Annotated in this window: 17 protein-coding genes; 12 read left to right on the top strand and 5 right to left on the bottom strand. The window is 62.7% G+C overall.

Translation table 11 applies throughout. The features are described 5' to 3' along the window. Nucleotides 1-164: 164 nt before the first annotated feature. Together LUN51_RS01765 and LUN51_RS01760 are read right to left on the bottom strand one after the other, a co-directional pair. Entirely contained in the window at nucleotides 165-287 is a 123-nt protein-coding gene (locus LUN51_RS01765) for a hypothetical protein (RefSeq protein ID WP_277809875.1), read from the bottom strand. Nucleotides 288-392: 105 nt separating this feature from the next. Beyond that, entirely contained in the window at nucleotides 393-2,054 is a 1,662-nt protein-coding gene (locus LUN51_RS01760) for a Na+/H+ antiporter (protein WP_277809874.1), read from the bottom strand. A gap of 285 nt (nucleotides 2,055-2,339) precedes the next feature. Between LUN51_RS01760 and LUN51_RS01755 the strand changes: the two genes are divergently transcribed. Together LUN51_RS01755 and LUN51_RS01750 are read left to right on the top strand one after the other, a co-directional pair. Further along, nucleotides 2,340-2,744, top strand: a complete 405-nt coding sequence (locus tag LUN51_RS01755) for a ribonucleotide reductase subunit alpha (protein ID WP_277809873.1) — start codon at nucleotides 2,340-2,342, stop codon at nucleotides 2,742-2,744. 60 nt (nucleotides 2,745-2,804) lie between these two features. Next, nucleotides 2,805-3,020 (top strand): DUF2945 domain-containing protein, encoded by a 216-nt coding sequence (locus LUN51_RS01750; RefSeq protein ID WP_097021963.1) that lies wholly within the window; start codon nucleotides 2,805-2,807, stop codon nucleotides 3,018-3,020. A 4-nt stretch (nucleotides 3,021-3,024) separates the two neighbouring features. On the opposite strand, the gene narL is transcribed toward LUN51_RS01750, so the two are convergent. Continuing rightward, nucleotides 3,025-3,666, bottom strand: a complete 642-nt coding sequence (gene narL / locus LUN51_RS01745; protein WP_277809872.1) for a two-component system response regulator NarL — start codon at nucleotides 3,664-3,666, stop codon at nucleotides 3,025-3,027. Then, complete coding sequence (locus tag LUN51_RS01740; protein ID WP_097021964.1) at nucleotides 3,663-5,498, bottom strand: histidine kinase; 1,836 nt, start codon at nucleotides 5,496-5,498, stop codon at nucleotides 3,663-3,665. The genes narL and LUN51_RS01740 overlap by 4 nt, the downstream gene beginning before the upstream one ends. A gap of 323 nt (nucleotides 5,499-5,821) precedes the next feature. Here LUN51_RS01740 and LUN51_RS01735 point away from each other — a divergent pair, with 323 nt between their 5' ends. The 8 genes from LUN51_RS01735 to LUN51_RS01700 all read left to right on the top strand — a co-directional run bounded on the left by LUN51_RS01735 (nucleotide 5,822) and on the right by LUN51_RS01700 (nucleotide 14,839). Further along, the gene (locus LUN51_RS01735) at nucleotides 5,822-7,174 is read left to right on the top strand and encodes an MFS transporter (RefSeq protein ID WP_097021965.1); all 1,353 of its coding nucleotides are present in this window, start codon (nucleotides 5,822-5,824) and stop codon (nucleotides 7,172-7,174) included. A 68-nt stretch (nucleotides 7,175-7,242) separates the two neighbouring features. Continuing rightward, entirely contained in the window at nucleotides 7,243-8,640 is a 1,398-nt protein-coding gene (locus LUN51_RS01730) for a NarK family nitrate/nitrite MFS transporter (RefSeq protein WP_075368173.1), read from the top strand. 412 nt (nucleotides 8,641-9,052) lie between these two features. Continuing rightward, nucleotides 9,053-10,675, top strand: coding sequence for a nitrate reductase subunit beta (narH, locus tag LUN51_RS01725; RefSeq protein ID WP_097021966.1), 1,623 nt, complete (start codon nucleotides 9,053-9,055; stop codon nucleotides 10,673-10,675). Further along, the gene (gene narJ / locus LUN51_RS01720) at nucleotides 10,668-11,405 is read left to right on the top strand and encodes a nitrate reductase molybdenum cofactor assembly chaperone (protein WP_097021967.1); all 738 of its coding nucleotides are present in this window, start codon (nucleotides 10,668-10,670) and stop codon (nucleotides 11,403-11,405) included. Before narH ends, narJ begins: the two co-directional genes overlap by 8 nt. A gap of 17 nt (nucleotides 11,406-11,422) precedes the next feature. Next, nucleotides 11,423-12,100 (top strand): respiratory nitrate reductase subunit gamma, encoded by a 678-nt coding sequence (narI, locus tag LUN51_RS01715; RefSeq protein ID WP_097021968.1) that lies wholly within the window; start codon nucleotides 11,423-11,425, stop codon nucleotides 12,098-12,100. Between the two features lie 14 nt (nucleotides 12,101-12,114). Continuing rightward, nucleotides 12,115-12,930, top strand: coding sequence for a peptidylprolyl isomerase (locus tag LUN51_RS01710; RefSeq protein ID WP_277809871.1), 816 nt, complete (start codon nucleotides 12,115-12,117; stop codon nucleotides 12,928-12,930). Between the two features lie 65 nt (nucleotides 12,931-12,995). Further along, nucleotides 12,996-13,589, top strand: a complete 594-nt coding sequence (gene moaB, locus LUN51_RS01705) for a molybdenum cofactor biosynthesis protein B (RefSeq protein ID WP_277809870.1) — start codon at nucleotides 12,996-12,998, stop codon at nucleotides 13,587-13,589. Next, the gene (locus LUN51_RS01700) at nucleotides 13,586-14,839 is read left to right on the top strand and encodes a molybdopterin molybdotransferase MoeA (protein WP_277809869.1); all 1,254 of its coding nucleotides are present in this window, start codon (nucleotides 13,586-13,588) and stop codon (nucleotides 14,837-14,839) included. The genes moaB and LUN51_RS01700 overlap by 4 nt, the downstream gene beginning before the upstream one ends. A 336-nt stretch (nucleotides 14,840-15,175) precedes the next feature. On the opposite strand, the gene LUN51_RS01695 is transcribed toward LUN51_RS01700, so the two are convergent. Next, nucleotides 15,176-15,778 carry an exopolysaccharide biosynthesis protein gene (locus tag LUN51_RS01695; protein ID WP_277809868.1) on the bottom strand — a complete coding sequence of 201 codons (603 nt, stop codon included), beginning with the start codon at nucleotides 15,776-15,778 and terminating at the stop codon, nucleotides 15,176-15,178. A gap of 209 nt (nucleotides 15,779-15,987) precedes the next feature. On the opposite strand from LUN51_RS01695, the gene LUN51_RS01690 reads away from it, so the two are divergent. Together LUN51_RS01690 and LUN51_RS01685 are read left to right on the top strand one after the other, a co-directional pair. Continuing rightward, nucleotides 15,988-16,818, top strand: a complete 831-nt coding sequence (locus LUN51_RS01690) for an AraC family transcriptional regulator (RefSeq protein WP_277809867.1) — start codon at nucleotides 15,988-15,990, stop codon at nucleotides 16,816-16,818. 17 nt (nucleotides 16,819-16,835) lie between these two features. Beyond that, on the top strand, nucleotides 16,836-17,444 hold the full coding sequence (locus LUN51_RS01685; RefSeq protein WP_247639743.1) for a LysE family translocator: 609 nt from the start codon (nucleotides 16,836-16,838) through the stop codon (nucleotides 17,442-17,444). Nucleotides 17,445-17,472 lie beyond the last annotated feature (28 nt).

Genomic DNA, 17,472 nt, shown 5'->3' with positions numbered 1-17,472 from the left:
GCCAACGAATTGCCCCACATCAGTGGGGCAATTTCGTTCGGCACGGTTTACCACCCGACCAGTTACCCCGGCACATCGACATCGGTGACACTCTACGAACGGGGGGAACGGGACGACCGGGCCGACCACATCGGCCGCGTCAACCGCGAGTTGCTGGACGCTACCTACCCGACGATTCGCCCGAATGCTATTTCGTCAATCCACAGGGCTTCATGACCGCGATCGACGAGGCGCTGCAAGAACTCGGCGTGCCCGCCGAGCGGCGTCACTACGAGCACTTCGGGCACGCCCGCCTCATGCGGCTTGAGCCACTCTCCCCTCGCCGGCCATCGACACACGGCCGCTGATCCTGACGAAAAAGCCAGTCGCCATGGCGACTGGCTTTCCCATGCCTACTGAAGCGCAGCCTCTTCGTAATCCAGTTCGCGAATCAGGGTCTGCAGCATCTGTTCATCGATATGCCGCCGCTTGCGCAACCGATAGAGTTCCTTGCGCTGGGCTTGAATGGCTCGGATGCGCAAATCCGTTTCCAGTTGGTGAAGCTGATGCGCCTGGTCGGCCCGATCGTCACGCTCCATCGCCATCGCCTGCATTTCCTGACGATAGGAATCGATGATCCGGGCCGTCACCGATCCTTTCGGTTCGGGCTCGTCGCTCGATTGTGCCTTTGACCACTCTTCCAGCCAGTCGACAGCGGCCTGGGAGGCGATCTGCCGTGCCTTCAGCAACTCGCGTTCGTGCTCCTTGAGGTCGTTCAGCGACAGGAATTTCAAAAAGTAGGGAATGCCCAGCGCGCCGATCAGCAACGACAGGATAATCACCGCGGCCGCCAGAAAGATCATCAGATCGCGCCCGGGAAAAGACGCGCCATTGATGAACAACGGCACCGAAAGCACGCCGGCGAGGGTAATTGCCCCACGCACGCCGGCCACCGAGCTAAGAGTGGTGATCAACAGCAGCGGCTGGTTCTCTCCGCCCTTGGCTCGCGGCTTGAGCAGGCGGGTCTCGATCCAGTGGTAGGCATAGATGAAGGCAAAGCGGATCGCCAGCAGCAGCGCCATGAGCACGACGGCGTAGAGCACCAGCGTACCCATCGCGTAGCTCTGCGTGGCGGAATCCGCCCACACACGCTCGACGATCCCGGGGAACTGCAGCCCGAGCAGCAGGAACACCACGCCGTTGAAGGTGAAGTCGAGCATTTCCCAGATGCTGCGATTTAGGATGCGGGTGCTGGTTTTCACCGGCAGCATGTCGACACGACTCTGCACCATGCCGGCGGCCACCGCCGAGAGAATGCCCGACATGCCGGCATGCTCGGCAAGGTAGAACGCCGCGAACGGCAGCAACAGGATGGTGACCACGTAGGTGGCCGGATCATAGAGGTTGCGCGCGGTCATCCACTGTTTGATCTTGCCAACCGTCCAGCTCAGCGCGCCACCGATCAGCAGGCCACCCAACGCCACCATCAGGAACTCGCCGGACACGGAGAGCAACGAGAAGCCGCCGGTCATGGCGGCCGCGATGGCTATCTTGAACGAGACCAGCCCCGTGGCGTCGTTCATCATCGCCTCGCCTTCCAGCTGGTGCGACATATGGCGCGGCAGGCGCCCCTGGGCGATGGCGATCACCGACAGCGCATCGGTGGGCGACAGGATCGCGGCCAGCGCGAAACTGGCCGCCAGCGGAATCGAAGGCAACAGCCAGTGGATGAAGTAACCGACCGCCACCACAGTGACCAGCACCAGCAGCAGCGACATGGCGGCGATCTGCCCGCCGTGATCGGTGAACTCCTTCTTGGGAATCTTCCAGCCGTCGTAGAACAGCAACGGCGGAATGAACAGCATCATGAAGATCTCGGGGTCCAGCTCGACTTCCATCCCGAAAAGCGGTGAAGCCAGCAGGCAACCCATCAGGATCTGCAGGATAGGCAGGGGCAAGGGGATGATGTTGGCCAGTATTCGGCTGACGCCAACGGCCAGGGTGAGCAGAAAAACGAGATTGAGTATGTCCATGGTGTTGGCAGGGCCGGATAGGTCACTAAGAAAGTCTTGCACCAATAGCTATCGACTGCCATGCGGCATCTCTGCAACCCTTTGGCAATACCCTAAAAGAACCACGCTCGGCGTCGTTGCCCTGGTGCCTCTTGTCGCGCATAAGTGGCGCACAGGAGAATTGCTGCATATCTTACTCCTAAAACAGTGTTTTTTTACGCAGTCTCGTTAGATATCCAACCAACATTGATTGAAGTCATCAAAGCCATAAGCCGGACCGGTCAGTGTGGGGCTATGTCGCGTGTTAAATCACGCGCTGCCAGCCAACATTCTCTTGAGGAAAGCCATATGGCGATTGCCAGCTACACAGAGCTTCTAACCGAAGTGCACAGCCAGCCCGCCCCCCAGCGCCTACTGTTCGTCTTCGCCAGGGCCGAACTGCCCGACAACCCTGACGCCCAGCAGAGCGAACGCTTCGAACAGGGTGAAGGCGGCGTACTGACACCGGCCCTGTGCGTCGACAAGACGCTGGATGAACTGAGCGACATGGAATCGCTGGTCGTGGAATCCCGACTCACTGGCGTGGCCTGGGACATCGTCTTTGTCGCCGCCCTGGCCGGTGACGGCACGAACCCGCCGACCAGCGAAGAGGCCGAACGCCCCCTTCAGCGTATGGTCGAAGCCTTGCAGATGGGCAGCATCGATAACTTCCTGGCGTTCGACCGCCGTGGCGATGCCGTCGATATTCAGTAATCCGACAGAGGTCTATGCTGGATGCAGCGACTCCACTAATCCTCGCAATGGAGGGCCAACATGGCTAAACGTTTCAAGGTAGGCGATCGCGTCCGCTGGAACTCGGAGGCGGGCCATGTCAGCGGTCGGGTCATCCGTGTTCACACCCGCGATACCGAATACAAGGGACATAGGCGTCATGCCAGCGAGGACGAACCGCAGTACGAGATCAAGAGCGACAAGACCGATCACATCGCCATGCACAAGGACTCGGCACTGAGCAAGGTCGAGGAGTAGCTAGTTACGAAACCTCATGATTGACCGCCCACACCGCCGCCTCCACCCGCGAACGCAGGCCGAGTTTCTTGAGCAGGTTCTTGACGTGAACCTTCACCGTACCCTCGGTGATATCGAGCCGCCGCGCGATCATCTTGTTACTCATGCCGCGGGCCAGCGCCCGCAGGATGTCGAGCTCACGCGATGTCAGCGACGACAACGCATCGGCGGGCGCCGCACGGCCGCCACTGACGATACCCGCCAGGATCGCGGCGAGCTGCGGACTGATCACCAGCTTGCCCTCGGCGGCCTCCTTGATACGTGCAAGCAAGTCCTCGGGCTCCATATCCTTGAGCAGGTAGCCATCAGCGCCGGCACGCAGCGCGGCAACCACGTCGTCGTCGGCATCAGAAACGGTGAGCATCACGATCCGCGTATCGACGCCGTTGCTGCGCATCTGGCGCAGGGCTTCGAGCCCGTCCACATTGGCCATATTCAGATCCATCAGGATCAGGTCGAGATCGAGTTGGCCTGCCGCCTCGACAGACTCAACGCCGTTGGATGCCTCGCCGGCGATGGTCATGCCCGGGTCCATCTCGACCAGTTGGCGCACACCGCGCCGGAACAGCGGATGATCGTCGACGATCAGGATGCGTGTTTCGCTCATTGGACGCCTCCCAGCAGAGTAACCGATTCGCTCCCGGCGGTGACCTGCGGGGTGAAACACAGCACTACTTGCGTGCCCCCTTCGGCGCGATTGTGCATCTCGAGCGTGCCGCCCAGGCCGACCGCACGCTCGTCCATGATCGTGGTGCCATAGTGGTTGAGCCGCGCGTGCTGCTCGGGCAAGCCCACCCCATCGTCACGGATAGACACCCTGACCTGCCCCGATTCGGTGGTCTGCAAGTGGATATCGCAGTTCTCTGCCCTGGCGTGGTGAACCACGTTAGATAGCGCCTCGCGCACAATCTGCAGCACATGAATCTCCTCGTTGGGGGTCAGCGGGCAATGCCGCAGCTCGTAATCGAACAGAATTTTCACTTCACCGCGCTGGGCGAATTCGCGCACCGTCTCGTTGAGCGCAGCCTCGAGCCCTGGCTCGACCATTTTCAGGCGGAAAGTGTTGAGCAGCTCGCGCAGCTGGCGGTAGGCCGAGCTGAGACCTTCGCGCAGCTCATCGATGACCGCATCCTGATCGGCCGGTGAAGCCTGCTGTCGGATCAGCGACTGCAGACGCGCCACCTGGATCTTCAGGTAAGAGAGCGACTGGGCCAGCGAGTCGTGCAGCTCCCGGGCGATCACCGCACGTTCGTCCATCAGGGCCAGCCGGCGCTGCTCGTCGTTGTTTTGCGCCAGCGAGAGAGCGGTGGCGATCAGCCCCGCCACGGTCTCGACCAGGTCCATCTGCCAGCGCAGTGGAGGAGTTCCCGCCGGGTGCTGCATCAACAACACGCCATAGCGGCGGTCGGACTCGCTGACCACCACCGGTCGCACCCGCGGGGGAACACGCTCGCCACTCAGGCAGGGGCCGCAGTCCGGGGCCTGGCAGAAATCGGGGCGATCGCCCAGCTGCGTGGAAATACGCTGATAGGCGCGCTCGGCCTCGCCCTGCGACAAGCACAGGGTAATCGGACCGAGGCCCGTGACCTGCTCCAGACGCTCGAGCACGTCGCGGAAATCCTCACTGCCCGGGGTCGAGCTGTTGAGCTGTCGGGCGGCCTCGTAGAGCAGTCGCAACGACTCGTTGCTGCGCTTGAGTTCGGCTGTCTTGGCCTCCACCCGCTGCTCGAGTTCCGCATACATTCGCGACAAACTTTCGTTCATCTGATTGATAGTGCGCGAGATCAGACCCAGTTCATCGTTGTTTTCATAAGCCAATCGTCCCGCGAAGTCGCCGTGACGCACCCGATTGACCACGTGGAACAGCTCGCGCAGTGGCGGCACCACGTCGTTGACCAGCTTGTACATGGCCACGAGGACCAGCACCAGGGTCAGGAACAGGACGATACCTTGCAACAGGCGCAGCATCTGGATGCGCGATTCGGCTTCCCGCTGCAACTGGCCGACCAGATTGTCTATCTCGCTGACGAACTGGACGATCTGGTCAGCCAGCGCCTGGGGAGGACGTGCCTCGGTATCCAGCAGGGCCGGACGCAGCATGTCCTGCCACATCTCGGTCACGCTGGCATAGCGCTGGGCCAGGGGATGCTGCGGACCGTCGGGAATCAATGCAGTGATGACCGGGCTGGTCAGGTCGGCATCGAAGCGCTCGATCCGCTGGCGCAGCACCTCGCCATCCACTGGGGCCTGCAGGTGCGTGCTCAGCAGACGGTAGGCCTGCATGCGCAGGGTGCCGGCCTGGTTGATGGCAGCGGCATCGCCGCCGGCGGTCTCGGCGATCATGATCGAGCCCAGCATGCTAGTCAGGGCGAGAACGACGATCCCCACCATGGCCAGGCCGGCCCGGAAGATCAATGAACGTGTAATGGACTGAGGCATGCGCGCTCCAGACGGGACTACCACCTATGCCTCGCTACCGCTTCAGCGGACCTCAGCGTGACCCCATGCTTGTTAAAAATGCTTATAAAACAAAACGATGAATAAAAATATCTGGCTACCTCTTAGGGGGTAGCCACGCTAGCCTACCCCGCCCGCCCCATGAGCTCCCTTGATTCGCGTCAACAACGGTCGAGTGCACCGTGCCTATGGTGGCCTCAGGTTCCAGCGGGAGGGCTCGCGATGGCAAGCCAACAAGTCAAGCATATTATCCGTTCTCGTCCTGAATCCCACTCGATCATTTCTTTCGTGTCAGGAAGGCTATCATGAAGAATCTGGAAGGCGTAACGAGGCCCGATCAGTATCGGGCACTGTCGCTGAGCACTGTAGCGTTCACCGTGTGCTTTGCGGTGTGGACGATTTTTTCGATTATCGGCGTGAGGATCAAGCAGGATCTCGGCCTCAGCGAGACGGAGTTCGGCATCCTGGTCGCAACCCCTGTGCTGACCGGCTCCATCAGCCGGATCTTCCTCGGTATCTGGACCGAACAACTCGGCGGCCGCCGGGTGTTCAGCATCCTCATGCTCGTGACCTCGGTGTGCGTATTCCTGCTCTCCTATGTGGAGACCTACTGGATGTTCCTGATCGCCGCGCTCGGTGTGGGTCTGGCCGGCGGGTCGTTCATCGTAGGGATTGCCTACACCTCCTACTGGTTCGAGGAAGAGCACCAAGGCACCGCACTGGGGATCTTCGGCGCCGGTAACGTGGGCGCGGCGATCACCAATTTCGGTGCCCCGTTTCTGCTGATCGCCCTCGGCTGGGAGCACACGGCGGTGATCTACGCCGTGGTCCTGGCGATCATGGCGGTGGTTTTCTGGGTATTCACCAAGGAAGACCCGATGACGATGGCCCGTCGCCGTGCCGGCGCACATGGCACCTCCGCACTCACCCAACTCGAGCCTTTGCGTCACCCCCAGGTATGGCGCTTCGCGCTCTACTACTTCTTCGTGTTTGGCGGCTTCGTCGCCCTCGCCTCCTACCTGCCGCGCTACTACGTCGGCGCTTACGACGTGAGCATCGCGGTCGCCGGCACTCTCACGGCGCTGTATTCGCTGCCGGCAAGCGTGTTCCGGGCCTTTGGCGGCTACCTCTCCGATCGTTTCGGTGCCCGCGCGGTAATGTATCTGACCTTCATTGTCTCGCTGGTATGCCTGTTCCTGCTCGCCTACCCGGAGACTCGATACGCTATTCAGGGCAAGGAAGGCCTGATCGAGTTCAGTTTGGCGATGCCTCTGTGGGGCGTGGTAGTGCTCACGGTGTTGCTCGGTTTCTTCATGTCCCTGGGCAAGGCGGCCGTCTACAAGCACATCCCCGTCTACTACCCGAATCACGTCGGCTCCGTCGGTGGTCTGGTGGGTATGATCGGCGGCCTGGGTGGCTTTTTCCTGCCCATTACCTTCGGAATCGTACTCGACCTCACGGGCGTGTGGACCACCTCCTACATGGTGATGTTCGTGCTCGTCGCCGTTTCCCTGGTCTGGATGCACATGGCGATCCGGCGCATGGAGCGCCGGCGCATCCCCGAGCTCTCGGAGGAGCGCTATCGATACCTGCCGGAAGTCCAGGAATCGCCGGGCGGAAACCGTCGGAAGACCGGGGAGACGGATGCCCGAACCTAACCACGAAAACGGTGCAACCGGAGCGCTGGGCCCCGGTCGCCAAGAGCAACTATCAGGAGATAACGAGCATGTCCATGGACAACACGCTACACAAAGGTGAGCAGTCGCGGGTACTCACCGACTGGCGACCCGAGGACACCGAGTTCTGGGGGAGCGTCGGCAAGTCCATTGCCACCCGCAACCTGTGGATCTCCATTTTCTGTCTGCTGCTGGCCTTCTGCGTATGGATGGTCTGGTCGGTGGTGGTCGCCAAACTGCCCCAGGTGGGTTTCGACTACACCTCCAACCAGTTGTTCTGGCTGGCCGCGCTACCGGGTTTGTCCGGCGCCACACTGCGCATCTTCTACAGTTTCATGGTGCCAATCGTCGGCGGCCGACGCTTTACCGCGCTGTCGACCGCCTCGCTGGCGCTGCCGGCGCTGTGGATCGGCTTTGCGGTGCAGAACCCGGACACCCCCTATCTGGTCATGTTGATTGTGGCACTACTATGCGGGTTCGGCGGCGGCAACTTCGCTTCCAGCATGGCCAACATCTCGTTTTTCTATCCCAAGCGCGAGAAGGGCAACGCCCTGGCGCTCAATGCCGGGCTGGGCAACCTGGGGGTCAGCGTCATGCAGTTCGTGGTGCCGCTGGTGATCACCGCCGGGGTCTTCGGTGCGCTGGGCGGTGAGCCGCAGACGCTGGGGGACACCCAGCGCCTGTGGTTGCAGAACGCCGGCTTCATCTGGCTGCCGTTCATCCTGCTCGGTACCGCGGCAGCCTGGTTCGGCATGAACGATATCGCCAGCGCGCGCTCCTCGTTCAAGGATCAGTCAGTCATCTTCAAACGCAAGCACAACTGGCTGATGTGCATGCTCTATACCGGTACCTTCGGCAGCTTCATCGGTTATTCGGCTGGTTTTCCGTTGCTGGCAGCCAATCAGTTCCCCGAGGTCGACGTACTCAAATTCGCCTTCCTGGGGCCACTGGTGGGGGCGCTGTCGCGTGCCGGCACCGGCTGGGTCTCGGATCGCTTCGGCGGCGCCCGGGTCACACTGTGGGTGTTCGCCGGTATGATCGCCTGTGTCGCCGGGGTGCTGTTCTTCCTCGGCATCAAGGACCAGCCGGGCGCTTTCTGGGGCTTCTTCGCCATGTTCCTGCTGCTGTTCTTCTTTACCGGGGTGGGCAATGCCAGTACCTTCCAGATGATTCCCGAGATCTTCCGTCAGGAGGTGGCGCGCCTTATGCCGAATCTTGATAGTGCGGCGCAACGCCAACAGGGCGACAAGGAATCAGCGGCAACCATCGGCTTCACCTCGGCGATCGCCGCCTACGGTGCCTTCTTCATCCCCAAGACCTTCGGCAGTTCCATCGCATTGACCGGCGGAGCGGAAGCGGCACTCTACGGCTTCATCGTCTTCTATGTGATCTGCATGAGCCTGACTTGGTTCTATTACACCCGCAGGAATGCCGAGACACCGTGCTGATCCCAGTCTGATCAAACGCGTGGATTAAGAGAGCCGGCATCCGCCGGCTCTCTTCATTGCTGCTGCCCGCCCGCTCTTTCCGCAGTTCTCCCTACCCCCAAAGAGCTCCCCTCGTTTATCGCCTACCCCCCAAGGTATAGATACCGGCATAAAACATCGAGGAAACAGTAACTTGCTGTGAACGGCGATTCTACCTCCAAGGGAGTACCCAGCACCCCGGCACCGAACGGCGGGCTCGACGACTTGATTCGAGTCAAAAACCCGCCTCACCGAAAAGCCCAAAGTGGCTTTCGAAAAGACGCTTCAACGGGTCCAGGGAGACATCGTGCAGCGGGCTGAGCCGGCGAAACTGCCTGGCCCTGATGCAACGCTGCCGACTGGTTGAAGACATAACTACCGCGGAGACCGTGATATGAAAATTCGCTCACAGGTGGGCATGGTCCTCAACCTCGACAAGTGTATCGGCTGCCACACCTGCTCGGTGACCTGCAAGAACGTCTGGACCAGCCGCGAGGGGGTCGAGTACGCCTGGTTCAACAACGTCGAGACCAAGCCCGGCGTCGGCTACCCCAAGGAATGGGAGAACCAGCAGAAGTGGAAAGGCGGTTGGTTGCGCAACAGGAACGGCTCCATCCAGCCGCGTATCGGCGGGCGTTACCGGGTACTGGCCAAGTTGTTCGCCAACCCCGACCTGCCCGAGATCGACGACTACTACGAGCCGTTCGACTTCGACTACCAGCACCTGCACAAGGCCGGCGAAGGCCAGCATCAGCCGGTAGCGCGCCCGCGCAGCGCCATCACCGGTCAGCGCATGAACAAGATCGAGTGGGGCCCCAACTGGGAAGAGATCCTCGGCACCGAGTTTTCCAAGCGCCGCAAGGACAAGAATTTCGAGAAGATCCAGGCCGATATCTACGGCCAGTTCGAGAACACCTTCATGATGTACCTGCCGCGCCTATGCGAGCACTGCCTCAACCCGACATGCGTGGCATCTTGCCCGAGTGGCGCGATCTACAAGCGCGAGGAAGACGGCATCGTGCTGATCGATCAGGACAAATGCCGCGGCTGGCGTATGTGCATCTCGGGCTGCCCGTACAAGAAGATCTATTACAACTGGAAAACCGGAAAATCCGAGAAGTGCATCTTCTGCTACCCGCGCATCGAGTCCGGCATGCCGACGGTCTGCTCCGAGACCTGCGTGGGCCGCATCCGCTATCTCGGCGTGTTGCTGTACGACGCCGACCGTATCCAGGAAGTGGCGTCGTCTCCCGACGAGCGCGACCTTTACCACCGCCAGCGCGAGATCTTCCTCGACCCCTTCGACCCCGAAGTGATCGCCCAGGCCAAGCGTGACGGCATCCCCGAGAACGTGCTCAAGGCCGCCCAGGCCTCGCCGGTCTACAAGCTGGCCATGGATTGGGGGCTAGCGCTGCCGCTGCACCCGGAATATCGCACCCTACCGATGGTGTGGTACGTGCCGCCGCTGTCGCCGATCCAGTCCGCCGCCGAGGCCGGGTATATCGAAAGCGACGGCGTGCTGCCCGACATCGAGTCGCTGCGCATCCCGGTGCGCTACCTCGCCAACCTGCTCACCGCCGGCGAGGAAGAACCCGTGGTGCTCGCCCTCAAGCGTCTGATGGCGATGCGTCTGTACAAGCGTGCCCAGCAGGTCGACGGCCACAAAGCCGAGGAGGTGCTCGACGCCGTGGGCCTGACCGAAGCCCAGGTCGAGGAAATGTACCGCTACCTGGCCATCGCCAACTACGAGGACCGCTTCGTGATCCCCACCAGCCACCGTGAGCAGGCCCGCGAAGCCTTCCCCGAACGCGGCGGCTGCGGCTTCTCGTTCGGCAACGGCTGCCACGGCGGCGACAGCGATGCCAGCCTGTTCGGCGCACGCAAGCAAACCGCCACGCTGGTCAAGCCGATGACACATCCAGATGACGAGCCCACGGCTCCGGCCACGCCCGAAGCCGTCAACCATTACACGCCGACACCGAAACGTCCCGCGCCGGAGGAAGAGTCCAATGCGTAGTCTGATCGTCCTTGCCCGTCTGCTCGACTACCCCACCGGTGAGCTGCAGCTGGCCGCCGCTGAAATGCAGAGCGTCATCGCCAACGAAGACCACCTGAGCCATCCTCAGCGCGCCGCGTTGCATGGCTGGATCGGGCGCATCGCCGCCACCGACCTGCTCGACCTGCAGGCCGACTACGTGGCGCTGTTCGACAAGGGCCGATCGACCTCGCTGCTGTTGTTCGAGCACGTCCACGGCGAGTCCCGCGACCGTGGCCAGGCCATGGTCGACCTGCTCGAACAGTACCGTCAGGCCGGCTTCGAACTCCGCGCCCGCGAGTTGCCGGACTACCTGCCGGTATTCCTCGAATACCTGTCGACCCGTGACGAGGCCGACATAGCCCAGCAACTCAGCGACATCGCCCACATTCTCGGGTTACTCGCCGCCCGCCTGCGCGAACGCGAGTCCGACTATACGCTAGTGCCCACCGCGCTGCTGGCCATGGTCGGCGCTGACGCCGCCATCGACGAGCACACCGAGGCCGTCAGCCAGGAAGCGCGCGACGATACCCCCGCCGCCCTCGACGCGGTGTGGGAAGAAGAAGCCGTACGCTTCAACGCGACCTCCGATGAGGATTGCGCACTGCAGTCCGCCACCGGCCGTCGTCAGGCGGAGCTCAAGCGCCAGTTCCAGGAAGACGTGCCGATCCGCATCGTTCCATCCACCGTCAACGCCGCCCCAGGTCACTAAGTCAGGAGCCTGCCGTCATGAACTATCTCAATGAACTGTTGTTCGGCCTGTATCCCTACGTGGCGGGCACCATTTTCCTGGCCGGCTCCCTGCTGCGCTTCGACCATGGCCAGTACACCTGGAAGACCGGCTCCAGCCAGATGCTCTCCAAGCGACAGATGCGCCTCGCCAGCAACCTGTTCCACATCGGCATCCTGGTGATCTTCTTCGGGCACCTGGTCGGCCTGCTCACCCCGCACTGGGTCTATGCACCGTTCATCAGCGCCGGCAGCAAGCAGATCATCGCCATCATCGTCGGCGGCATCGCTGGGCTGATGTGCCTGACCGGCGGCGCCATGCTGCTGCATCGCCGCCTGACCAACCCGCGTGTGCGGGCCACCTCCAGCCGTGCCGACATCGTGATCCTGGCGCTGCTGGTCGCCCAGGTGTCGCTGGGGCTGTTGACCATCATCCCGGCGATGGGGCATCTGGATGGCGGCGCGATGCTGGAGCTGGCCGAGTGGGCGCAGTCCATCGTGTTCTTCAAGGGTGGCGCCGCCGAGCATCTGGCCGAGATCGGGCTGGTCTACAAGCTGCACATCCTGCTCGGCCTGACCATCGTGCTGGTGTTCCCGTTCACCCGTCTGGTGCACGTGTGGAGCGCGCCGCTGGGCTACATTGGTCGCCGTTATCAAATCGTGCGTCGTAAAGCATGAATGAGGGCAATCCCATGCAACTGATTTCACTCGAAACCCTGCCCGACAACGCGCAGACCATGGCGATCCCGCCGGTGTGGGTCGGCGACGTGAACATCCCCGCCGACGAGATCGCCCGGGAGATGCAGTACCATCAGGCCGACTCCGTGGAAGAAGCCCAATTGCAGGCGGCGCGCGCCCTGGTCGTGCGCGAGCTGCTGCGCCAGCGCTGCGACGAGCTGGGCTGGGACGTCGAGGATGGCGAAGAGGCGGCCCTGGCCGCCCTACTGGACACGGAACTAGAGGTACCCGAGCCCGCCGAAACCGACTGTCAACGCTACTTCGAGGCCAACGCCGAGCGCTTCAGCGAACCGCTGCGCCTGGCGGTACGCCATATTCTGCTGGCCGCCGCCCCGGACGATGCCGAGGCCCGCGATCGTCAGTACCGTCTGGGCCGGACGCTCATCGCCGAGTTGCAGTCGACCCCCGAGCGCTTCAGCGAACTCGCCCAACGCCACTCCGCGTGCCCGTCGAAGGATGACGGCGGCGAGTTAGGCTGGCTGACACCGGGGCAGACCGTCGCCGAACTGGATCGCGCACTGCAGCGCCTGCCCGAAGGACTGCATGATCGGCCGCTGGCCTCGCGCTACGGCTGGCATGTGGTGAGCCTCGATTGCCGCGAGGGTGGCCACGCCCAGCCCTATGCCGAGGCCGCTGACCGGGTCCGTCACACCCTGCGCGAACAGGCCACACGCCGCGCGCTGCGTCACTACCTGCTGGCGCTGGAAGCGCGCCTGGGCGTGAGCGGCGTTGCATTGGACGACGAGAGTACCGGCGCACTGATGCAGTAAGTCATTCACAGACGCGCTCCGTAATTTCATATTGCCGCCACCCACGGGTGGACGAGGAGGATTCCATGGCCCACATTCACGCCGATGCGCCCTTCGTGCCGCTCAACATCGCGGTGCTGACAGTCTCGGACACCCGTGGCTTCGACCGCGACGGCAGCGGCGACCTGCTCTGCGCACGCCTCATCGCGGCCGGCCACTGGCTGGGCGAGCGGCGCATCGTGCCGGACGACATCTACCGTATCCGCGCGGTGGTTTCCGAGTGGATCGCCCGCGACGGCATCCATGCCGTGCTGGTCAATGGCGGCACCGGCTTCACGCCACGCGACACCACCCCCGAGACGCTTGCGCCGCTGTTCGACAAGGCCATCGACGGCTTCGGCGAGCTGTTCCGGCAGATATCCCATGGCGATATCGGCGCCTCGACGATCCAGTCCCGGGCCATCGGCGGGGTGGCCAACCACACCCTGGTGTTCGCCCTGCCGGGCTCGCCCAAGGCCTGTGCCACCGCCTGGGACGGCATCCTCGCCTCGCAGCTCGACGCCCGCACCCGGCCCTGCAATTTCGTCGCCATGGTTCGCCCCGATGCCACGCCCTGTGTCAGTCGGCAACCCGCCACAACGCCAGTGGCCGCGGAGCGCGTCGAGGAGAAGCCAGCATGAGTTGCGTCAGCTGCGCTACCCTCACTCCCGGCCTTCTCGATCTGGAAGACGCCCGCCGACGCCTGCTGGCCGCCGCGCATCCACCGGTAGCGCGTGAACGCTGCCCGCGCAATGCCGCGCTGGGGCGCATCCTCGCCGCGCCGATCAGTGCCCGCCTAGCCATGCCCGGCGCCGACAACAGCGCCATGGATGGCTATGCGCTGCGCATTGCCGATCTCGCAGCCCCTCACGACGGTCTGCCGGTGCTCCAGCGCATTCCGGCGGGCTGCGCGCCGGCCCCGCTTGGCGAGGGCGGCTGTGCACGCATCTTCACCGGCGCGCCGCTCCCGGCCGGCGCCGACTGCGTCGTCCCGCAGGAACGCTGCCACATCGATGATTGGGGCCGCGTGCATGTCCAGGGCGAAGCACTACCCGGCGCCAATATCCGCCAACGCGGCGAAGAGTGCCTCGCAGGCGCGCCGCTGTTGCCCGCCGGCCAGCGCCTCGACGCCGCCGGCCTGGCATTGCTGGCCAGCCAGGGCATCGTCGAGGTCGAAGTCTTCGCCCGCCTCAGGGTGGCGCTGATCTCCACCGGCGACGAGCTGGTCGAGCCGGGCACGCCCCTGGCCTCGGGCCAGCTCTACAACAGCAACCGCGTCATGCTCGACGCCCTGCTCCAGCAGCAGGACTGCACCGTCGTCGACCTGGGCATCGTTGCCGATACCGCCGCCGCGCTGCGCGAGGCACTATGCCAGGCGCGTGACCGTGCCGACGTGGTGATCTGTACCGGTGGCGTCTCGGCCGGCGAGGAGGACCACGTTCGCCCGGTGCTCGCCGAGCTCGGCGAGCTGATTTTCCACGGTGTTGCGATGAAGCCCGGCAAGCCCTTCGCCTTCGGCCGTCTCCATGGGGCCGACGGCAACGTGCCGCTGCTCGGTCTGCCCGGCAACCCGGTCGCGGCACTGGTGACCTGGCAGGTGCTGGGACAGGTCTTCGTACAGGCCTGCCAGGGCCGGCGTCCGCGCCCGCTTCAGCAGTTTTCCGTCAAGGCGGGGTTCAGCCGTCGTGCCACGCACGGGCGCTGCGAGTTGCTGCGCGTCGTTGTCGAGCATACGGAATTCGAGCCAACGGCCCGGCTGGCCGGCGGCCAGGGTTCGGCCATGCTCGGCGCGGCCTGTCAGGCGGACGGTTATCTCGTGGTGCCCGGCGACATGCCGGTGATGGAGGGGAGCGACTATGCATTCCTGCCCGTTGCACAATTCGCCATCTGACGCCGTGCGGCTGTTGCGTGCCACCGACGACGGCCACCTGGAACGATCCGCTGCGTCGAGCGCGGCGGCACGCTGGGCGAGTTGAGTCTGATCTCGCAGCAGACCACGTACCTCTATCCCGCCGAGGCGCTGCGCCGTACCCACGTCCTGGCGATCGGCGTTAGCCGTTGCTGGGACAGCCTGAACCATGAAGACTGCCGTGGCCTCGTCGAGCGCCATCAGTCATCCTCGACCAAAGCAAACTATGTTCGATGCACGACTAGGTGCCTAGGCTATGTGTCATTATCCGCCGCCCAAAGCCTGAGGGCCGGCTCGGAGCACCATTACTGACAGGCCTCACAGCAACGCGACGATCACCGCTCCCACCGTGCCGCCGGTGAGGATCAGCGCCAGCAGCGCCCAGAGGCCATCGTTGGCCATCAGTGACAAGCCGAACATCATCAAGGCAAGCCCCGCGCCATTGGCCGAGAAAGGCACCACTTCCATCAGTGGCATCGCCAGGGCAATGAGAAAGCAGAAAAGCGCCACGAGATAGGTACCGGCACGCTGGGTCAGCCACGTCAGACGCGGTTTCAACAAGCGGTCGATGGCCCGGGCCGGCTTACGCATCCAGGCCACCGCCTTGTCCAGCTTGGCTCGGGAAACCGAGCGCTTCAAAAGCCATTGCGGCAACCAGAACGTGCGGCGCCCAAGCAGCAGTTGTCCCGCCACCAATAGCACCAGCAGCGCCATGAGCGTGGGCACGCCGGGGATATCGCCCACCAGCGGCAATAGCGTGATCACCCCGGGCACCAGCAGCAAGGAGCCAAACGACCCCTGTCCCACCGCCGTCAGCATATCGCCAAGCTGGACACGCTCATCGTCGCGCCGGGGCGCCTGCCCGATCCGCTCGAGCAAGTGAGTCAATCCCGCTAGTTCCTCCCGCCGATCTTCCGCCATGCGCATCCCCTGTCCCGTCATTAGCCGAGCTTGCAGACTAGCAGGACGCGCTCGTCGTGCCGAGGTGCAGCGCACGGGCCCGCCAGGGTCCTGGGTGCGCGCGTCCGGCGCACCGAAAGCACGAAGTGCGCAATATCGTTCAAGTCCGCTCCCGCGTGACGCGCTAAAGTGGCGTTGTCATGGCACGACCGGATCGTAAGGAGGACACCATGCAAGCCACGAGTCGTTTCCGGTTCATGAAAAGCCGGCATGTGGCACGCATGACGGCATTGCATGCCACGATGAACGACTTCCAGTACGACCGACATGCGCATGAAGAATATGCCCTGGGTGTCACGCTGGCGGGACGTCAGGATTTCTTCAGCAACGGTGAATTTCACCGCAGCCCACCAGGTAGCGTGATCACTTTGCATCCCGATGAAGTGCATGACGGCCACGCCGGGGGCGGCGACGCCCTCGATTATGTCATGCTCTATATTCATCCCGACGAGCTCGACCCGCTCATTGCCAATGCCATGGGCGTGCAAGGCCTGCAGGCCGCTCGCCTGGCCCCCACCCTCATGAAAGATGTCCCCTTGCGCGACGAGATCATCGCCCTGTCACGCATGATCGAGGAACAGGAGACGAGTCAGATCGAGCAAGAATATGCTCTGTATCGCATTGCGGCTCACCTGGCCGAGCGCGCCGGAAATTTTGCCCCAAACGAGCGGGCCAGGCGGCCGGACTCGCTGCTCGAAAGGGCGAAGGACTTCATCCATGAAAATGCCAGATACGATATCAGCCTGGATGACATCAGCCATTCCGCCAACATTTCCAAGTATCACTTCCTGAGAACGTTCAGGACACAGTACGGCATTACGCCGCACCAATATGTATTGAACTGCAGGGTCAATGCCGCCCGGCGCCACCTCGAAAACGGCGAGGGTGTCATGGAGGCTGCCTTATGCTGTGGCTTTTCTGACCTCAGTCATTTCAACCGCCGTTTCAAGCGTATTTACGGCATGACACCACGACAATACCAAGCCCATATTTTTACCTAGCAAGACAGGAAACCCTCATGCTCGCGATGCTCGCCTATGCCATAAGCGTGATGTACACGCCCGGGCCGGTGAACCTGCTTGGCCTGAATGCCGGAATCAACGGGCAAGCCAAGGAATCGACAGGATTTTTCATCGGAGTCGGCACAGCGATGTGGCTGATGCTTCTACTGTTTGGCTGGCTGGGAGGCGTGTTCATCCAGGGAAAGACACTCCTGATCATCAGTGCGCTCGGCACGTTTTACATTCTTTACCTGTCGATCAAGATAGCCAGATCCACTCCTCACAGGAACGATGTGGATGCGGTATCGCGTCCTTTGCGCTTCAAGGAAGGGTTGTTGATGCAATTACTCAACCCCAAGGGCATCGTCGCCACACTACCTATCGCGACCATCCAGCTACCCGCAATGCATATAGAAGGGCCAGACCTCATCATGGTGGCGCTGCTCATCGGCGCACTGGCGACCGGCGCGCCAGGAAGCTACGCATTACTGGGTAGCGCGATGGGAAAAGCCATTCATGATCACGCCCTGCTGCGACTCATCAATCGTATCCTGGCGCTTCTATTGGCTCTTACAGGCCTGGTCATCGGGTATGAATACGTCGCCTTACCGCTTATCGATTCATAGCATTTCCCTACCGTTCTCAAGCCTCAAT

Source organism: Chromohalobacter canadensis (assembly GCF_029544075.1).
In the GTDB taxonomy this organism is placed as follows: Bacteria; Pseudomonadota; Gammaproteobacteria; order Pseudomonadales; family Halomonadaceae; genus Chromohalobacter; species Chromohalobacter canadensis_A.
This window is presented reverse-complemented; position numbering and strand designations above follow the sequence as displayed.